Here is a 16,127-nt window from a genome sequence, read left to right on the forward strand (position 1 = left end):
GCCCGTACCTGACAGAAGGTGTCAGGTACGGGCGCCAGAGTGATCACCGAGCGCACGGCACACCCGCCGTACGCCGGCCCGGGCACCACCCTGAGGACGACCATGAGCACAACCACCCCGTCCACCACCGTCACCGGCAGCTTCGGCTACGCCGACTGGACGGAGACCGCGATCGGCCCGGCGGAGACCCTGCCCCGGCTGGCCCGGGCCTCCGTCGTCAACGCCTTCACCGGCGGCATCGAGGCGGCGGCGACCGTCTGCGAGTACGTCTTCCTCTACGCCACCGAGAAGACCGGCACCTTCACCGGCCTGCAGCAGCTCACCGGCCGGCTGGACGGCCGCACCGGCGGCTTCACCGTGGAGGAGCGCGGCACCTTCGAGGAGGACGGCACCGTCCGCTGCACCTTCGAGGTGGTCCCCGGCAGTGCCACCGGCGAGCTCACCGGTCTGCGCGGCACCGGCGGCTACCTCTACCACCCCGGCGAGTCCCCCGTCCCGTACACCTTCTCCTACGAACTCGGCTGAGCCCGGCCGGGCGTGGGACGGGGGTACACGCCCGGCCGGCAGTCCTACGCCAGGCCGGTGAGCAGGGAGACCCGGATGTGCTCCGGGTAGCCGGCGGCGGTGCGCGGGGCGGGGAGGGCGGCGAGCAGGCGGGCGGCGAAGGCCGGCCGCTCGGCGGCGGAGGGGAGCTCCGGGGCGGGGATCGCGGAGTAGAGGGTGCCCAGGAGCTGGTCGGGGGTCAGGACGTCCTCGTACTCGACCACCGTCTCCCGCACGTCGGTGAAACCGGCGTCCGCCAGCGCGGCGGCGTACTGCTCGCGCTCGGCGGCGTCGGTGCCGCAGGAGGCGTTGACCGGACGGCCGAAGTGCTCCTCCAGTCCGGCCCGCAGGGCGCGCGACCAGTCGGTGTCCTGGGCCCAGAGCGGCGCGCCGTTGGCGATCACGGCGACGCCGCCGCCCGGACGGGTGAGCGGGCGCAGCGCGCGGAACAGCTCGCCGGGGTTCATCCAGTGCAGGGCGTTGCCGATCACGGTGAGGCCGAGCGGGCGCTCGCCGGGCGCCAGGGCCGCGAGCCCGGGGACGTCCGCGTCGGTGCCGAGCAGCCACAGGGCGTTGCGCACGCCCGACCGTTCGGCGGCGGCCCGGGCCCGGAAGAGCATGTCCGGCTCCGGGTCCAGGCCGATGACGGTCCGCACGTGGGCGGCGAGCGGGAGGGCGAGCTGTCCGGTGCCGCAGCCGAGGTCGAGGGCGAGGTCGCCGATGCCGGGGTGGGCGTCCAGGCCGAAGGTGCGGTCGAGGACGTCGAGGACGGCCGGCGGATAGCCTCGGCGGTACTCGGCGTAGTGGGCGGCCACCTCGCCGGAGAAGTCCGGGCGGGCGGCGGACGGGGAGGTTGCGGTCATGGCCGAGAACCTGCCCCGCGCCGGACGGGCGCAGTCCGCTGATCGCTGTCGGCGGACGGCCCGCGGCGGGCCGCCGGGATCCGGGCAGGTCCGACGCCCGGACCCCGGTGGGCGTCAGACCTCGACCGGCGGCTCGGACATGATCCGGCGCACCTCGACCGGCATGGCGAGCGGCCTGCCCTCCGGGCCGGGGGCGGCGGAGACCTTGGCCGCGATCTCGACGGCGCGCGGCTCGCCGGCGCAGTCCACGATCCACCAGCCGGCCACCCACTCCTTGGTCTCCGGGAACGGGCCGTCGCTGACCACCGGCGCGCCGTCGCCGTGCCCGCGGACGATCCGGGCGGTCTCCGGCGCCGCCAGGCCCTGGGCGTCGACGAGTTCGCCGGTGTCGGCGAGCTCGGCGTTCAGGTCCCGCATGTACCGCACATGGATCCGGACGTCCTCGGGCCGCCACTCCTCGACCTTCGGGAAGTCGACGTCCTTCTCGCCGAACTGCATCAGCAGCATGTACTTCATCGTCGCGCTCCTTCGTCGTCCGCGGGCTCTCGCGGGGAGGTCGGAGCAGGCCACGCGATCTCGACGTCCCCGGCGGAAATTCCGGGAGGAACGTTAGCGGCTCCTCCGCCGGGCCCCGGGAGGCGCCGCCGTTGACCGGGTCCCGGGCGGCCCCTAGGGTCGGGATCCGTGCAGCGATACGACTGGCTGAAGAAGATTCAGCGCATGGACCCGGAGACCGAGTTCACCGAGATCTACCGGATCAGCAGCTGGTACGAGTTCCCCTGGGACTACACCCAGTCGCTCAGCTTCGCGCTCTACCGCACCTACGCCGTCCCCAGCATCGGCGGGCTGCTCGCCCGGACCGGCGAGTTCACCGGCCGCACCCAGAAGCGCTACGACGACACCGTGCTGATCCTGGAGGCGGTGATCGAGCACGGCTTCGACTCCTCCCAGGGGCGCGAGGCGATCCGCCGGATGAACCGGATGCACCGCCGGTACGACATCACGAACGACGACTTCCGGTACGTGCTCGCCACCTTCGTGGTGACGCCCAAGCGCTGGATGGACGACTACGGCTGGCGCCGTCTGTCCCCGCACGAGATCCGGGCCTCGGTCAACTACTACCGCGAACTGGGCCGGCACATGGGTCTGAGCGGCATACCGGAGACGTACGAGGAGTTCGAGCGGCTGCTCGACGACTACGAGCGCGAGCACTTCGCCTTCGACCCGGGCAGCCGGGCGGTCTCCGACGCCACGCTCGGCCTGATGGCCTCCTGGTACCCGGCGCCGCTGCGGCCGTCGATGCGGATCTCCTCGGTCTGCCTGCTCGACGACCCGCTGCGCGAGGCGTTCGGCTACCCGGCCCCGCCGGCCGCGCTGCGGCGCGCCGTCCGGGCGGGGATGCGGCTGCGCGGGCGCTTCGTACGGCTGCTGCCGCCGCGCCGCAGGCCGCACCTGGCGCGGGACGGCCGGCAGGTGCGCGGCTACCCCGGATATCCGTACGGCTACCGGATCGGCGACCTGGGGACCTTCGAGGAGAAGGCCGACACCGGGTCCGCCTCCGGCGGCTGCCCGTTCCCGCACGCCGCGGCGGCGACGGGCGACGAGGCCGACGGCTGAACCCTGACGGGGGAACGCGGTCCGGCCCACGTCCCGGCCCGGGGGCGTGCCTAGGCCCCGGTGAGGTGGCGCAGCAGCGGGCCCGGGTCGTGACTGCCGCAGGCCGTGCGGACGGCGGCGTCATGGGCGGCGGCGAGGGCGTCGAGCCGGGTGAGGCGGGCGTGGCCGACGCGGGACAGGTGGGCGGTGACGCGGCGGCGGTCCCGCTCGTCCTGGCGGCGGTAGACCCAGCCGGCCTCGGTGAGGGCGTCGACGATGCGGCTGAGGCTGGCCTGCGGGATGAGCAGGGCCTGGGCGAGTTCGCCCATCGAGCGGCCGGTGCCCTCGGCGAGGGCGCGCATGACGCGCCACTGGTCGAGGGTGCAGCCCTCGGCCTCCAGGCGGGCGGCGAGGTCGCGGGCGAGGCGGCGCTGGGCGACGGTGAGCAGCTCGATCAGCAGCGGCTGGTCGACGGAGACGGCCTCGGGGGTGGTGGCTGGTGGTGTCATGGCCGTGTCTCTTTTCCCCGTCGCTGGTCCCGGTCGCCGGTTCCGGCCGTTCGGTCCTCGTTCGGTCCCGTTTGGCCGGATCGGCTGGCATGACGATACTCGCAAGCGATGACCGCCGACGTGAAGCTGCTGGAGCCGCTCGACGCGCGGTACCTCCCCCGGGAGGCGCCGGCGCTGCGGGTGGGCCTGGTCGTGCCGCAGTCCGGCACGCTCGGCCTGACCGGGCCCTCGGCCCTGGACGGGGCGCTGCTCGCCGCGCACGAGGTGAACGCCGGCGGCGGGGTGCGCGGGCTGCCGCTGGAGCTGGTGCTGGTGGACGGCGGCGGCACGCCGGCGGCGGTGTCCCGGGAGGTGGAACTGCTGCTGGACGCCGGGGCGGTGGACGCGGTGGCCGGCTGCCACTCCAGCGATGTGCACCGGGCCCTGGAGGCGGTCACCACCGGGCGGACCGCGTACGTGTACACGCCGCCGCACGAGGGCGGGGCCCGGCTGCCGGGCGTGTTCTGCACCGGGGCGGACCCGGCGCGCCAGCTGGACGGGGTGGTGGAGCGGCTCACCGAGCGGCACCGGCTGCGCCGCTGGGCGCTGGTCGGCAACGACTACATCTGGCCGTACGCCATGCACCGGGCGGCCGGGGAGGCGGTGGCCCGGGCCGGGGCGCGGGTGGTGCTGGAGCGGCACCTGCCGTTCGGGACGGCGGACCGGACGCTGGAGCCGCTGCTGGACGCGCTGCGCGCGGAGCGGGCGGACGCGCTGCTGCTGAGCCTGATCGGCGCCGACCTGGTCCGGTTCAACCGGGCGCTGCGCCGCACCGGGCTGGACCGCCGGCTGGTGCGGCTGTCCGTCGCGCTGGAGGAGAACAGCCTGCTCGCGTACGGCGGGGACGGCACCGGCACGCTGTACGCCGCGATGCCGTCGTTCGTCTCGCTCACGGAGGAGCGGCGGATGCGGCTGGCGGAGCAGCACCGGGCGGTGTTCGGGCCGTACGCGCCGGTGCTGGACGCCTACGCGGTCGGGTTGTACGACGGGCTGCACCTGCTGGCGGCGCTGGCCGCGCGCGGGGAGCTGGTCGCGGACGGCGGGCTGGGGCGGTCGGCGGCGCGGCTGCTGCGGGGGGACGGCGCGGCGGTGCGGCGGGCGTGGGCGCGGGCGCCGCTGGGCCCGGCCCGCGACGGGGTGCACCTGGCGCGGGCCGACGGACTCGGGTTCACGGTCCTGCCGTAGCGCCTCCCACCAGGTGCGATGCCCGCCGGGTGCGCTGCCCGCCATGTGGACTGGATGCGCAAATCCCTTCCATTTGGAAATAACTGGCTCTAGTGTCTCCCCACCACCTCGGGTCGCCCCGCCACGGGTCGTCACGGAAGAGAGCCCCCACATGTCCGAAGCACCCGCCTCACCCACCGGCACCGGGACCGGCACCAGCACCGGCATCGAGAGCTACGGCTACAAACAGGAGCTGCGCCGCTCCCTGCGCTTCACCGACCTGCTGGTCTACGGCCTGGTCTTCATGGTCCCGATCGCCCCCTTCGGCATCTTCGGCAGCGTCTTCCAAGGCTCCGGCGGCATGGTCGCCCTCGCCTACGTGCTCGGCATGGTGGCGATGATGTTCACCGCCCTGTCCTACGCCCAGATGTCCCGGGCGTTCCCGATGGCCGGCTCGGTGTACACCTACGCCGGGCGCGGCATCGCGGCTCCGGTCGGCTTCCTGTCCGGCTGGATGATCCTGCTGGACTACGTGCTCGTCCCCGGCCTGCTCTACCTGATCGCCGGCGTGGCGATGAACTCGCTGGTGCCGGCGGTGCCGGTCTGGCTGTGGCTGGTCGGCTTCGTGCTGCTGAACACCGCCGTCAACTACCTGGGCGTCGAGATGACGTCGAAGGTCAACAAGGCGATGCTGATCGGTGAGCTGATCGTACTGGTGGTGTTCATCGGCTTCGGCCTGGCCGCGCTGGCCTCCGGCAAGGGCCGCGGCTTCGATTTCACCCCGGTCTACAACTCCCAGACGTTCTCCTGGAGCCTGGTCTTCGGCGCGGTGTCGGTGGCGGTGCTGAGCTTCCTCGGCTTCGACGGCATCTCCACCCTCTCCGAGGAGAACCGGGACTCCGCCAAGGCCGTCGGCAGGTCGATGATCGCCGCACTGCTGCTGGCCGGCTCGCTGTTCATCGTGCAGACCTGGATCGCCTCGCTGCTCGTCCCGGACCCGGCCGCGCTGATCGCCGACGGCGACCCGGACGGCACCGCCTTCTACGACGCGGCACGCGTCGCCGCGGGCGGCTGGCTCGCCACCGTCACCGCCGCCGCGACCGCCGTGGCCTGGGGCTTCGCCAACTCCCTGGTCGCCCAGGCGGCCACCTCCCGACTGCTGTTCGCGATGGCCCGCGACCGCCAGCTGCCCGCCTTCCTCGCCAAGGTCCACCCGCGCCACCGCGTCCCGGTGAACGCGACCCTGCTGACCGCGGGCGTCTCGCTCGTCCTCGGCCTCTACACCGCCTCGCGCGAGGACGGCATCACGCTGCTCTCCACGCTGGTCAACTTCGGCGCGCTGACCACCTTCCTCGTCCTGCACGTGTCCGTGGTGGTGCACTACGTGTTCCGCCGCCGCAGCCGCGACTGGTGGCGCCACCTCATCGCCCCCGCCCTCGGCTTCGCGATCCTGGCGTACGTGGTCGTGAACGCGGACATCGCCGCCCAGCGCCTCGGCTTCGTCTGGCTGGCGATCGGCGGACTCGTCCTGACCGGGCTGCTGCTGTCCGGCCGCCGCCCGAACCTCGCCGCGGTGGCCTCCGACGCCACCCCCGATTCCTCCCCCGGCAAGGAGACCCCGTGAACCTGCCCGACGTCGTCACCCTCTCGCCCAAGCCCGAGGACTACGCCTACACCTTCGGCGGACGCACCCCGCTGGTGACCGTCCAGCCCGGCACGGTGGTCGAGCTGACCACCGAGGACTGCTTCGGCGGCCGGGTCCGCGGCTTCGCCGACCTGCCGAGCGCGGTCTGCGAGTTCCCCTACCTCAACCCGGTGACCGGACCGATCGCGGTGGCCGGGGCCGAGCCCGGCGACACCCTGGCCGTGCACTTCGTGGAGATCACCCCGGCCCGCGACTGGGGCGTCTCCAGCACCTTCCCGCACTTCGGCGCGCTCACCACCACCCACACCACCGCGATGCTGCACGCGCCGCTGGAGGAGCGGGTCTGGGTGTACGAGCTGGACACCGCGGCCGGCGTCTGCCGGTTCCGGGCCCGCAACAGCGACTTCACCGCCGACCTCCCGCTGGACCCGATGCACGGCACCGTCGGCGTCGCCCCCGCCGGCGGGGAGACCCTGATGTCGATCACCCCGGGCGCGCACGGCGGCAACCTCGACACCCCCGAGATGCGGGCCGGCACCACCGCCTACTTCGGCGTCAACGTGCCCGGCGGACTGCTCGCCATCGGCGACGGCCACGCCCGCCAGGGCGAGGGCGAGGTCTGCGGAACGGCCGTCGAGGCGGCGATGCGCACCACGGTGGTGGTCGACCTGATCAAGGGCGGCGGCCCGGCCTGGCCCCGCCTGGAGAGCGACCACCACCTGATCTCCACCGGCTCGGCCCGGCCCCTGGAGGACGCCTTCCGGATCAGCCAGCACGACCTCGTCACCTGGAGCGCCGAGCTGCTCGGCCTGGACCTGCTGGACGCCTACCAGCTGGTCAGCCAGGCCGGCCTGGCCCCGGCCGCCAACGTGTGCGACACCAACTACACGATGGCCGCCAAGCTCCCCAAGTCCCTCCTCGGCCGCACCCGCGCCTACGACGGCCTGCACGACCACCTCCGCGCGACCGCCGCCGCCTACCTGAAGGGCCGTTGAAGAGCGGTCAGGATCCCCGGACAACGGTGTTCTGGCAGGCCGTGAGGAGCCATCGGCCGTCCTCCTTCGCCATGACGTAGAGCGGGCTGCCCTCCTCCCCGACCTGCCCGCCGCCGCCGTCGAGGTAGCGCTGGCGCACCTTGACGGCGGCGACGTCGGGGCGGAGGAAGAACACGTGGACCACCTCGTACACGGCCGTGCTGCCGCTGCCCACGACGGCCCCGGGCAGCACCGTGCGGGTGAACTCGGCGATCTCCTCCCGGCCGCGCAGCAGCTTGCCGTGGCCGGTGGTCCAGATCGCGTCGGCACGGAAGAGGCCGACGAACTCCTCGACCAGCTCATTGGCCTGCGCGTGCTGGACGGTGGCGACCACCTGCTGGATGGCGGCGATCTCGGCTTCGGCGGAGCCGGCGTCCAGGAGGGCGTTCCCGGTGCGGGCCGTGCCCGCGGTGATCGTGGTGTTCGCATCGGTGTTCATGCCGACCATGATCGAATCTCAAGTCCGCTTCAGGTCAAGGCCTGCGGCGGTCCGGACTTGAAGCTGCCGCAGCGGCAGCCTCCAACGTCGTGACCAGGGCCGGCGGAACCGGCCCCGGTGGGAGACGCGAGGGGCACCGGATGGCTGCCTGGCCGATCGCGGACATGGCGCGGATGGCCGGGTGATCTAGGCTGGTGGGGTGCCTCTTCTCGTTCGCCGCCGCCACGTGGACCTGCTCCGCGTGACCAGCATGTCCTGTCGACGCTCCGGCTGAACCTCGTACCCCTCCCCTCAGCGCGGCCCGCAGCGGCCGCGTCCCCCTCCCGGCCCCGGGCACAGCCGCCGCACCAGGCGCGTCCCCGGCGTTCCCGGTCACCACCGGAGTCGGCCGGGACGAGACCCAGCGGATGTCACCCATGACCCAGCAGCACCAGCCCACCCTCGAAGCCCCCGTCGACGCGCTTCCGGTGATCGACCTCTCGCTCGCCGACGGCGGCCCGGCGGACCGCACCCGTCTGCACGACGAGCTGCGGACCGCGGCCACCGGCGTCGGCTTCTTCCAGCTCGTCGGCCACGGGATCACCCCGGCCGAGACGGCCGCCCTCACCGACGCCATGCGGGCCTTCTTCGCCCTCCCCGAGGCCGAGCGCCTCGCCGTCGCCAACCTCCACTCCCCGCACTACCGCGGCTACACCCGCACCGGCGACGAGCGCACCGGCGGCAGCCGGGACTGGCGCGACCAGCTCGACATCGGCGCCGAACTGCCCCCGCACATGCCCGCCGCCGGCGAGCCCCCGTACTGGTGGCTGGAGGGACCCAACCAGTGGCCCGCCGCGCTCCCCGAGCTGCGCACCGCGGCGCTGGCCTGGATCGACCGGCTCGGCGCGGTCGCCCGCACGCTGCTGCACGAACTCCTCTCCGCGATCGGCGCCCGTCCCGACTTCTACGACCCCGCCTTCGCCGGGCACCCGCACCTGCGGCTCAAGCTGGTCCGCTACCCGGGCACCGCACCCGACGGCGCCGCCCAGGGCGTCGGCGCGCACAAGGACTACGGCTTCATCACCCTGCTCCTCCAGGACACCGTCGGCGGCCTCCAGGTGCAGCGCCCGGACGGCTCCTTCCTGGACGTCCCGCCGCTGGAGGGCGCCTTCGTCGTCAACCTCGGCGAACTGCTGGAGGTCGCCACCGACGGCTACCTCAAGGCCACCAGCCACCGCGTGGTCAGCCCGCCCGGCGCCCGCGAGCGCTTCTCCGTCCCGTTCTTCTACAACCCCCGCCTCGACGCCCACGTCGAACCGCTGGACTTCCCGCTCGCCCACCACGCCCCCGGCGCCACCCAGGACCCGGCCAACCCGCTCTACGCCGACTTCGGCTTCAACGAGTGGAAGGGCTACACCCGCGCCCACCCCGAGGTCACCCGCCGCCACCACCCCGACCTCGCCGCCTGACGCACCCCACCGCCCACGGGCCCGCGCTCCCCGCCGGAGCGCGGGCCCGCCCGCGTTCCGCGCGTGGACCCCGGTGGGACAGCGGTGTCACACTCCTGGTGTCACAGTGCTGGTGTTACGAGGTGGGAGGCGGGGGTGGAGGTGCGGCTGACGGTGGACGAGTTGGCGGCGCGGGCGGGGGTGACGGTGCGGACGGTGCGGTTCTACGGGACGAAGGGGCTGCTGCCGCCGCCGGTGCTGGGGGCCCGGCGGGTGGGATGGTACGGGGCGGAGCACCTGGACCGGCTGGGGCTGATCGAGGAGTTGCAGCGGCAGGGGCTGACGCTGGCCGCCATCGGGCGGTACCTGGCGCGGCTGCCGCGCGAGACCACGCCGCTGGACCTGGCGATCCACCGGGCGCTGGTGGCGTCGTGGACGCCGGAGGCGCCGGAGGAGGCGGGCCGCGAGGAGGTGGAGCGGCGGGCCGGGCGGCGGCTGTCGGAGGAGCAGGTGGACCGACTGGCCGCGATGGGGGTGCTGGAGCGGACGGCGGACCCGGAGGTGTTCCGGGTGGACCCGGGGCTGCTGCCGCTGGGCGTGCGGATCCTGGACGTGCCGATCCCGCTGGAGACGCTGGTGGCGGCACGCGCGGTGGTGGTGGAGCACAGCCGGGCGACGGCGCGGGAGCTGCAGCGGCTGTTCCGGGAGACGGTGTGGAAGCCGTACCGGGAGAGCGAGCCGGCGCCGGACGACGTGGAGCGGATGAAGGCGCTGACCGACCACATCCAGCCGATGGTGGCGCAGGCGCTGGTCGCGGCGTTCCAGCGCTCCTTGCGGGAGGAATTGGGCGAGGAGCTGGGCGAGGCGTCCGCCGAGGAGCGGCGGACCGCCCCGCCCGAGCGGTGATCAGTCCGTGAGGGTGCCGCCCTCGGCGGCGATCCGCTCCAGCAGGGCGGGCGGCGCGAACCGCTCGCCGTACGCGGCGGCGAGTTCGCGGGCACGGGCCGCGAAACCGGCCGGACCGCCCGGGTAGCCGTTGATGTACTGGAGGACACCGCCGGTCCAGGCCGGGAAGCCGATGCCGAGGATGGAGCCGACGTTGGCGTCCGCGACCGAGGTGAGCACCCCCTCCTCCAGGCAGCGCACCGAGTCCAGGGCCTCGCTGAACAGCATCCGCTCCTTGAGGTCCTCGAACGGCACGGCGGCGTCCGCGCGCGTGAAGTGCTCGCGCAGGCCCGGCCACAGACGGCCGCGCACCCCGTTCTCGTCGTACTCGTAGAAGCCGGCGCCGCCGCTGCGGCCGGGGCGGCCGAACTCGTCGACCATCCGGTCCACCACCGCGTCCGCCGGGTGGGCGGTCCACTCGCCGCCGGCGGCCTCGACGGCGCGCCGGTGCTCGTCACGGATCCTGCGCGGCAGGGTCAGGGTCAGCTCGTCGAGCAGCGAGAGCACCTTGGCCGGGTAGCCGGCCTGCGCGGCGGCCTGCTCGACGCTGGAGGGATCGACGCCCTCGCCGATCATGGCGACGCCCTCGTTGATGAACCGGCCGATCACCCGCGAGGTGTAGAAGCCGCGCGAGTCGTTGACCACGATCGGGGTCCGGCCGATCTGGCGGACCAGGTCGAAGGCACGGGCCAGCGCCTCGTCCCCGGTCTGCGGGCCGCGGATGATCTCCACCAGCCGCATCTTGTCGACCGGTGAGAAGAAGTGCAGGCCGATGAAGTCGGCGGTGCGCTCCACCCCCTCGGCGAGCAGACCGATCGGCAGGGTGGAGGTGTTGGAGCAGAGCAGCGCGTCCGGCGCGACGACACCCTCGATCTCCTGGAACACCTTGTGCTTCAGCTCGGGGTTCTCGAAGACCGCCTCGATCACCGCGTCGCAGCCGGCCAGGTCGGCGGCCTCGGCGGTGGGAGTGATCCGGGCGAGCAGTTCGTCGCGCTGCGCCCCGGTCCGGCGCCCGCGCGCCACGGCCTTCGCCAACAGGCCCTCGGAGTAGGCCTTTCCGCGCGCGGCGGCCTCGACGGTGACGTCCTTGAGCAGCACCTCGATGCCGGCCTCGGCGCAGACGTGGGCGATGCCGGCGCCCATCATGCCGGCGCCGAGCACCGCGACCTTGCGGACCGTCCGCTTCTCCACCGAAGCGGGCCGTCCGGCACCGGAGTTGACCGCCTGGAGGTCGAAGAAGAGCGCCTGGATCATGTTCTTGCTGGTCTGCCCGCAGGCCAGCTCGGTGAAGTAGCGGGCCTCGACCACCATCGCGGTGTCGACGTCCACCTGGGCGCTCTCGACGGCGGCGGCGAGCACGTTGCGCGGCGCCGGGTAGGGGGCGCCGGCCAGCTGCTTGCGCAGGTTGGCGGGGAAGGCGGGCAGGTTGGCGGCGAAGGCCGGAGTGCTGGGGGTGCCGCCGGGGATCCTGTGACCCTTGACGTCCCAGGGCTGGACGGGGGCCGGGTTCGCCTCGATCCAGGCCCGCGCCCGGGCGGTCAACTCCTCGGGGGTGTCGACGAGTTCGTGCACCAGACCGTGTTCGAGGGCCTGCGCCGGGCGGTACTGGCGGCCCTGCAGCAGGAACTTCAGCAGGGCGTCGGTGATGCCGAACAGCCGCACGGTGCGGACGATCCCGCCGCCGCCGGGGAGCAGGCCCAGGGTGACCTCGGGCAGGCCGATCCGGCTCGCGGGGGTGTTCAGGGCGATCCGGTGGTGGCAGGCGAGGGCGAGCTCCAGGCCGCCGCCGAGCGCGCTGCCGTTGACGGCGGCGACGACCGGCCTGCCGAGCGTCTCCAGGGTGCGCAGGGCCCGCTTGATCCGCATCGACTTCTCGAAGACGGCGGCGGCGTCCTCGGGGCCGGCGGCGGAGAGCATCCGCAGGTCGCCGCCGGCGAAGAAGGTCTTCTTGGCCGAGGTGACGACCACGCCGCGCAGCCCGCCGTCGGCGGCGAGGCCGGCCAGCCGGGCGACGACGGCCTCGAAGTCGGCGGTGAACGCCTCGTTCATGGTGTTGACGGACTGGGTGGGGTCGTCGAGGACGAGGGTGACCACGCCGTCCTGGTCCTGCTCCCAGCGGATGGTGGTGGTGTCGCTCATGGGTTCGGATCTCCGGAGGAGGGTGAGGAGGAGGGCGGAGGACGGGGTCAGACGCGCTCGACGACGGTGGCGATGCCCATGCCGCCGCCCACGCAGAGGGTGGCCAGGCCGTAGCGCAGCTCGCGCCGCTCCAGCTCGTCGACGAGGGTGCCGATCAGCATCGCGCCGGTGGCGCCCAGCGGGTGGCCGAGGGCGATCGCGCCGCCGTTGACGTTCACCTGCTCCGGGGAGAAGCCCATCTCGCGGATGAAGCGCAGGGCGACGGCGGCGAAGGCCTCGTTGATCTCGACCAGGTCGATGTCGGCGGCGGTCAGCCCGGCCTTGGCGAGCGCCTTGCGGGTGGCGGGCGCGGGGCCGGTGAGCATGATGGTCGGCTCGGAGCCGGAGACGGCGGCGGAGACGATCCGGGCGCGCGGCCGCAGCCCGTAGCGCTCGCCGGTCTCCCGGTTGCCGATGGCGACCAGCGCGGCGCCGTCGACGATGCCGGAGGAGTTCCCGGCGTGGTGGACGTGGTCGATGGCCTCCACCCAGTGGTACTTCTGCAGGGCGACGGCGTCGAAGCCGCCGGCCTCGCCGATCGCGGCGAAGGAGGGCTTGAGCCCGGCCAGCGTCTCGACGGTGGTGCCGGGGCGGATGAACTCGTCGCGGTCCAGTACGACCAGGCCGCTGCGGTCGCGGACCGGGACGACCGAGCGGTCGAACAGGCCGTCGGCCTGGGCCTTGGCGGCGCGGGCCTGGGACTCGGCGGCGAAGGCGTCGACGTCGGTGCGCGAGAAGCCCTCGATGGTGGCGATGAGGTCGGCGCCGATGCCCTGGGGCACGAAGTTGGTCTCGTAGGCCGTCATCGGGTCGGCGAACCAGGCGCCGCCGTCGGAGGCCATCTTCACCCGGGACATCGACTCGACGCCGCCGGCCAGGACGAGGTCCTCCCAGCCGGAGCGGACCTTGGCGGCGGCCAGGTTGACGGCCTCCAGGCCGGAGGCGCAGAAGCGGTTCTCCTGGACGCCGGCGACCGTGTCGGGCAGGCCGGCGGCGATGGCGGCGATCCGGGCGATGTCGGAGCCCTGGTCGCCGACCGGGCTGACCACGCCGAGCACGATGTCGTCGATCGCCGCCGGGTCCAGGCCGGGGAAGCGGCGGCGGATCTCGTGGATCAGGCCGACGACCAGGTCGATCGGCTTGGTGCCGTGCAGGGAGCCGGTGGCCTTGCCCCGGCCGCGCGGGGTGCGGATCGCGTCGTAGACGTACGCTTCGGTGGTCACGGTGGGGAGCCTTTCGGGGCAGGGGGTTTGACGCCGGAGAGCAGCGGGAGACCAGCGGGGATCAGTCGAGCAGGGAGCGGCCCACGATCTCCTTCATGATCTCGGTGGTGCCGCCGTAGATGGTCTGGATGCGGCCGTCGGTGAACGCCCGGGCCACCGGGTACTCGGCCATGTAACCGTAACCACCGTGGAGTTGGAGGCAGCGGTCGGCGGTGCGCTTCTGCAGCTCGGTGGCCCACCACTTGGCCATCGAGGCGTCCGCCGGGGTGAGCGCGCAGCGGTTGTGCTCGGTGATGCAGCGGTCGACGAAGGCGCGGGTGACGGCGCACTCGGTGGCCAGTTCGGCGATCTCGAAGCGCACGTGCTGCAGCTTGGCCAGCGGCCGGCCGAACGCCTCGCGCTGCTTGACGTAGGCGGTGGTGATCTCGACCAGGTGCTCGGCACCGGCGATCGCGGCGGCGGCGATGGTGAGCCGCTCCTGGGCGAGGTTGCGCATCAGGTACAGGAAGCCCTGGTCCGGATCGCCGAGCAGGTTCCGCTTGGGGACGCGGACGTCCTGGAAGAACAACTCGGCGGTGTCCTGGGCCTTCTGGCCGATCTTGTCGAGGTTGCGACCGCGCTCGAAGCCGGGCATGCCGCGCTCGACGACCAGCAGGCCGAGGCCGTGCGCGCCGCCCTCGGGGGTGGTGCGGGCGACCACGATCACCAGGTCGGCGAGGATGCCGTTGGAGATGAAGGTCTTGGCGCCGTTGAGCAGGAAGTGGTCACCCCGGTCGACCGCCCGGGTGCGGATGCCCTGGAGGTCGGAGCCGGCGCCGGGCTCGGTCATCGCGATGGCAGTGATCAGCTCGCCGGCGCAGAAGCCGGGCAGCCAGCGGCGCTTCTGCTCCTCGGTGGCGAGCGAGGTGAGGTAGGGGCCGATGATGTCGTTGTGCAGGCCGAGCGCCAGACCGGAGGCGCCGGCCCGGGTGAACTCCTCGGCCAGCACGGCGGCGTAGCGGAAGTCGGCGGTGCCACCGCCGCCGTACTCCTCGGGGACGGCGAGGCCGAGCAGGCCCTGCCGGCCGGCGGCCCGCCAGGCCTCGCGGTCGACGATGCCGGCCTTCTCCCAGCGGTCGTAGTGCGGCAGCACCTCCTTGGCGAGGTAGGCCCGGACGGTGGCCCGGAAGTCCTCGTGCTCGTCGGTGAAGAGGTCGCGTTGCACGGCAATCTCCTTGGCGGGGTGAGGGGGGTCAGGCGGTCGGCGGCGAGGCGAGGCCGGGCACGCCCCAGTCGGCGGCGACCTCGGCGGTGTCGGCGCCCGGCCGGCCGGGCGGGCGGCGCAGCGTGCCGGGGGTGGCGGAGAACCGCGGGGCGGGGGCGGGTTGGGTCACGCCGTCCACCTCGACGTACGTCCCCCGGGCCGCCAGGTGCGGGTGGGCGTGCGCCTGACGCATCGTCAGCACCGGTTCCACACAGGCGTCGGACCCGGCGAAGACGGCCTCCCACGCGGCGCGCGGCCGGGTGGCGAAGCGTGCGGCGATCCGGGCGCGCAGTTCGGGCCAGCGGGCGGTGTCCCACTGGCCGGGCGCGTCCGGGCCCAGCTCCAGCAGCCGGGCGAACTCGGCGTAGAACTGCGGCTCCAGGGCGCCGACCGCGAGGTGGCCGCCGTCGGCGGCCGGGTAGACGGCGTAGAACGGCGCGCCGCCGTCGAGCAGGTTGACGCCGCGCCGCTCCTGCCAGCGCCCGCCGGCCAGCAGGCCCTGGAGGACGGCGGTGAGGTGGGCGGCGCCGTCGACGACGGCGGCGTCGACGACCTGGCCGGCGCCGGTGGCGCGGGCGTGGTGCAGGGCGGCGAGCAGGCCGACGACCAGGTAGAGCGAGCCGCCGGCGTAGTCGCCGAGCAGGTTGGCGGGGAGGGCGGGCGGCTCCTCGGGGGCGGTGGCGGGCGCGGCGGGCGCGACCAGGCCGAGCGCGCCCGACACCGCCGTGTACCCGATGTCGTGCCCGGCCCGGGCGGCCAGCGGTCCGTCCTGGCCCCAGCCGGTCATCCGGCCGTACACCAGCGCGGGGTTGCGGGCGAGGCAGGCCTCGGGCCCGACGCCGAGGCGCTCCGCGACGCCGGGCCGGTAGCCCTCGATCAGCAGGTCGGCGCGGGCGGCCAGGTCGAGCACCAGGCCGGGGCCGCCGGGGGCCTTGAGGTCGACCACCACCGAGCGCTTGTTGCGGCCCGCGACGTCGTACGCCGGCTCGATGCCGAGCGGCGAGGGTTCGGGCCGGTCGACCCGGACGACGTCGGCTCCGAGGTCGCCCAGCAGCATCGCGGCGAACGGCCCGGGGCCGATCCCGGCGAGTTCGACCACCCGGACCCCGGCCAGCGGGCCGCCGCGCCCGGCCCCGACGCTGTCACGTTCGGACGCCACTTCCCCTCCGGGGGTCCACGAAGTCTGACAGTAAAGCTGTCACACTCGCGATGATAGGGAAGCGACCGTTCAGTAACAAGACCCTCGTCCCCGACGCACCCCTGGTGACGCGTCCGCGCC

15 protein-coding genes are annotated in these 16,127 nt (G+C 73.8%); 7 read left to right on the plus strand and 8 right to left on the minus strand.

Features of this window, described 5'->3' with window-relative positions; all coding sequences use genetic code 11:
- Positions 1-102 precede the first annotated feature (102 nt).
- The gene (locus ACFVUH_RS03350) at positions 103-525 is read left to right on the plus strand and encodes a DUF3224 domain-containing protein (protein WP_355368753.1); all 423 of its coding nucleotides are present in this window, start codon (positions 103-105) and stop codon (positions 523-525) included.
- A gap of 44 nt (positions 526-569) precedes the next feature.
- Here ACFVUH_RS03350 and ACFVUH_RS03355 read toward each other — a convergent pair whose 3' ends face one another.
- A complete protein-coding gene (locus ACFVUH_RS03355) occupies positions 570-1,406 on the minus strand; it encodes a class I SAM-dependent methyltransferase (RefSeq protein WP_387910887.1) in 837 nt (278 codons plus the stop codon).
- 114 nt (positions 1,407-1,520) lie between these two features.
- Positions 1,521-1,922, minus strand: a complete 402-nt coding sequence (locus tag ACFVUH_RS03360) for a YciI family protein (RefSeq protein ID WP_355368757.1) — start codon at positions 1,920-1,922, stop codon at positions 1,521-1,523.
- A gap of 168 nt (positions 1,923-2,090) precedes the next feature.
- Here ACFVUH_RS03360 and ACFVUH_RS03365 point away from each other — a divergent pair, with 168 nt between their 5' ends.
- On the plus strand, positions 2,091-3,023 hold the full coding sequence (locus tag ACFVUH_RS03365) for an oxygenase MpaB family protein (protein WP_387910889.1): 933 nt from the start codon (positions 2,091-2,093) through the stop codon (positions 3,021-3,023).
- 50 nt (positions 3,024-3,073) lie between these two features.
- On the opposite strand, the gene ACFVUH_RS03370 is transcribed toward ACFVUH_RS03365, so the two are convergent.
- Entirely contained in the window at positions 3,074-3,511 is a 438-nt protein-coding gene (locus ACFVUH_RS03370) for a MarR family winged helix-turn-helix transcriptional regulator (protein ID WP_387910891.1), read from the minus strand.
- 108 nt (positions 3,512-3,619) lie between these two features.
- On the opposite strand from ACFVUH_RS03370, the gene ACFVUH_RS03375 reads away from it, so the two are divergent.
- The 3 genes from ACFVUH_RS03375 (at position 3,620) to ACFVUH_RS03385 (ending at position 7,354) form a co-directional block, all read left to right on the plus strand.
- Positions 3,620-4,735, plus strand: coding sequence for an ABC transporter substrate-binding protein (locus ACFVUH_RS03375; protein ID WP_355368762.1), 1,116 nt, complete (start codon positions 3,620-3,622; stop codon positions 4,733-4,735).
- 151 nt (positions 4,736-4,886) lie between these two features.
- Positions 4,887-6,338, plus strand: a complete 1,452-nt coding sequence (locus tag ACFVUH_RS03380; RefSeq protein ID WP_387910892.1) for an APC family permease — start codon at positions 4,887-4,889, stop codon at positions 6,336-6,338.
- The gene (locus ACFVUH_RS03385; protein WP_387910893.1) at positions 6,335-7,354 is read left to right on the plus strand and encodes an acetamidase/formamidase family protein; all 1,020 of its coding nucleotides are present in this window, start codon (positions 6,335-6,337) and stop codon (positions 7,352-7,354) included. The genes ACFVUH_RS03380 and ACFVUH_RS03385 overlap by 4 nt, the downstream gene beginning before the upstream one ends.
- 7 nt (positions 7,355-7,361) lie before the next feature.
- On the opposite strand, the gene ACFVUH_RS03390 is transcribed toward ACFVUH_RS03385, so the two are convergent.
- Positions 7,362-7,841 carry an SgcJ/EcaC family oxidoreductase gene (locus ACFVUH_RS03390; protein WP_387910895.1) on the minus strand — a complete coding sequence of 160 codons (480 nt, stop codon included), beginning with the start codon at positions 7,839-7,841 and terminating at the stop codon, positions 7,362-7,364.
- Between the two features lie 407 nt (positions 7,842-8,248).
- On the opposite strand from ACFVUH_RS03390, the gene ACFVUH_RS03395 reads away from it, so the two are divergent.
- Positions 8,249-9,280 (plus strand): isopenicillin N synthase family dioxygenase, encoded by a 1,032-nt coding sequence (locus ACFVUH_RS03395; protein WP_387910897.1) that lies wholly within the window; start codon positions 8,249-8,251, stop codon positions 9,278-9,280.
- A 135-nt stretch (positions 9,281-9,415) separates the two neighbouring features.
- Complete coding sequence (locus ACFVUH_RS03400) at positions 9,416-10,165, plus strand: MerR family transcriptional regulator (RefSeq protein ID WP_387910898.1); 750 nt, start codon at positions 9,416-9,418, stop codon at positions 10,163-10,165.
- Here ACFVUH_RS03400 and ACFVUH_RS03405 read toward each other — a convergent pair whose 3' ends face one another.
- The 4 genes from ACFVUH_RS03405 to ACFVUH_RS03420 form a co-directional block, all read right to left on the minus strand.
- Positions 10,166-12,343, minus strand: coding sequence for a 3-hydroxyacyl-CoA dehydrogenase NAD-binding domain-containing protein (locus ACFVUH_RS03405; RefSeq protein WP_387910900.1), 2,178 nt, complete (start codon positions 12,341-12,343; stop codon positions 10,166-10,168).
- A 47-nt stretch (positions 12,344-12,390) separates the two neighbouring features.
- The gene (locus ACFVUH_RS03410) at positions 12,391-13,605 is read right to left on the minus strand and encodes an acetyl-CoA C-acetyltransferase (RefSeq protein WP_355368776.1); all 1,215 of its coding nucleotides are present in this window, start codon (positions 13,603-13,605) and stop codon (positions 12,391-12,393) included.
- Between the two features lie 61 nt (positions 13,606-13,666).
- Complete coding sequence (locus ACFVUH_RS03415; RefSeq protein ID WP_387910902.1) at positions 13,667-14,809, minus strand: acyl-CoA dehydrogenase family protein; 1,143 nt, start codon at positions 14,807-14,809, stop codon at positions 13,667-13,669.
- Between the two features lie 28 nt (positions 14,810-14,837).
- Positions 14,838-16,007 carry a CaiB/BaiF CoA transferase family protein gene (locus ACFVUH_RS03420; RefSeq protein WP_387910904.1) on the minus strand — a complete coding sequence of 390 codons (1,170 nt, stop codon included), beginning with the start codon at positions 16,005-16,007 and terminating at the stop codon, positions 14,838-14,840.
- Positions 16,008-16,127: the final 120 nt, after the last annotated feature.

The sequence above is a fragment of the Kitasatospora sp. NPDC058032 genome, assembly GCF_042885845.1.
Taxonomy (GTDB): Bacteria; Actinomycetota; Actinomycetes; order Streptomycetales; family Streptomycetaceae; genus Kitasatospora.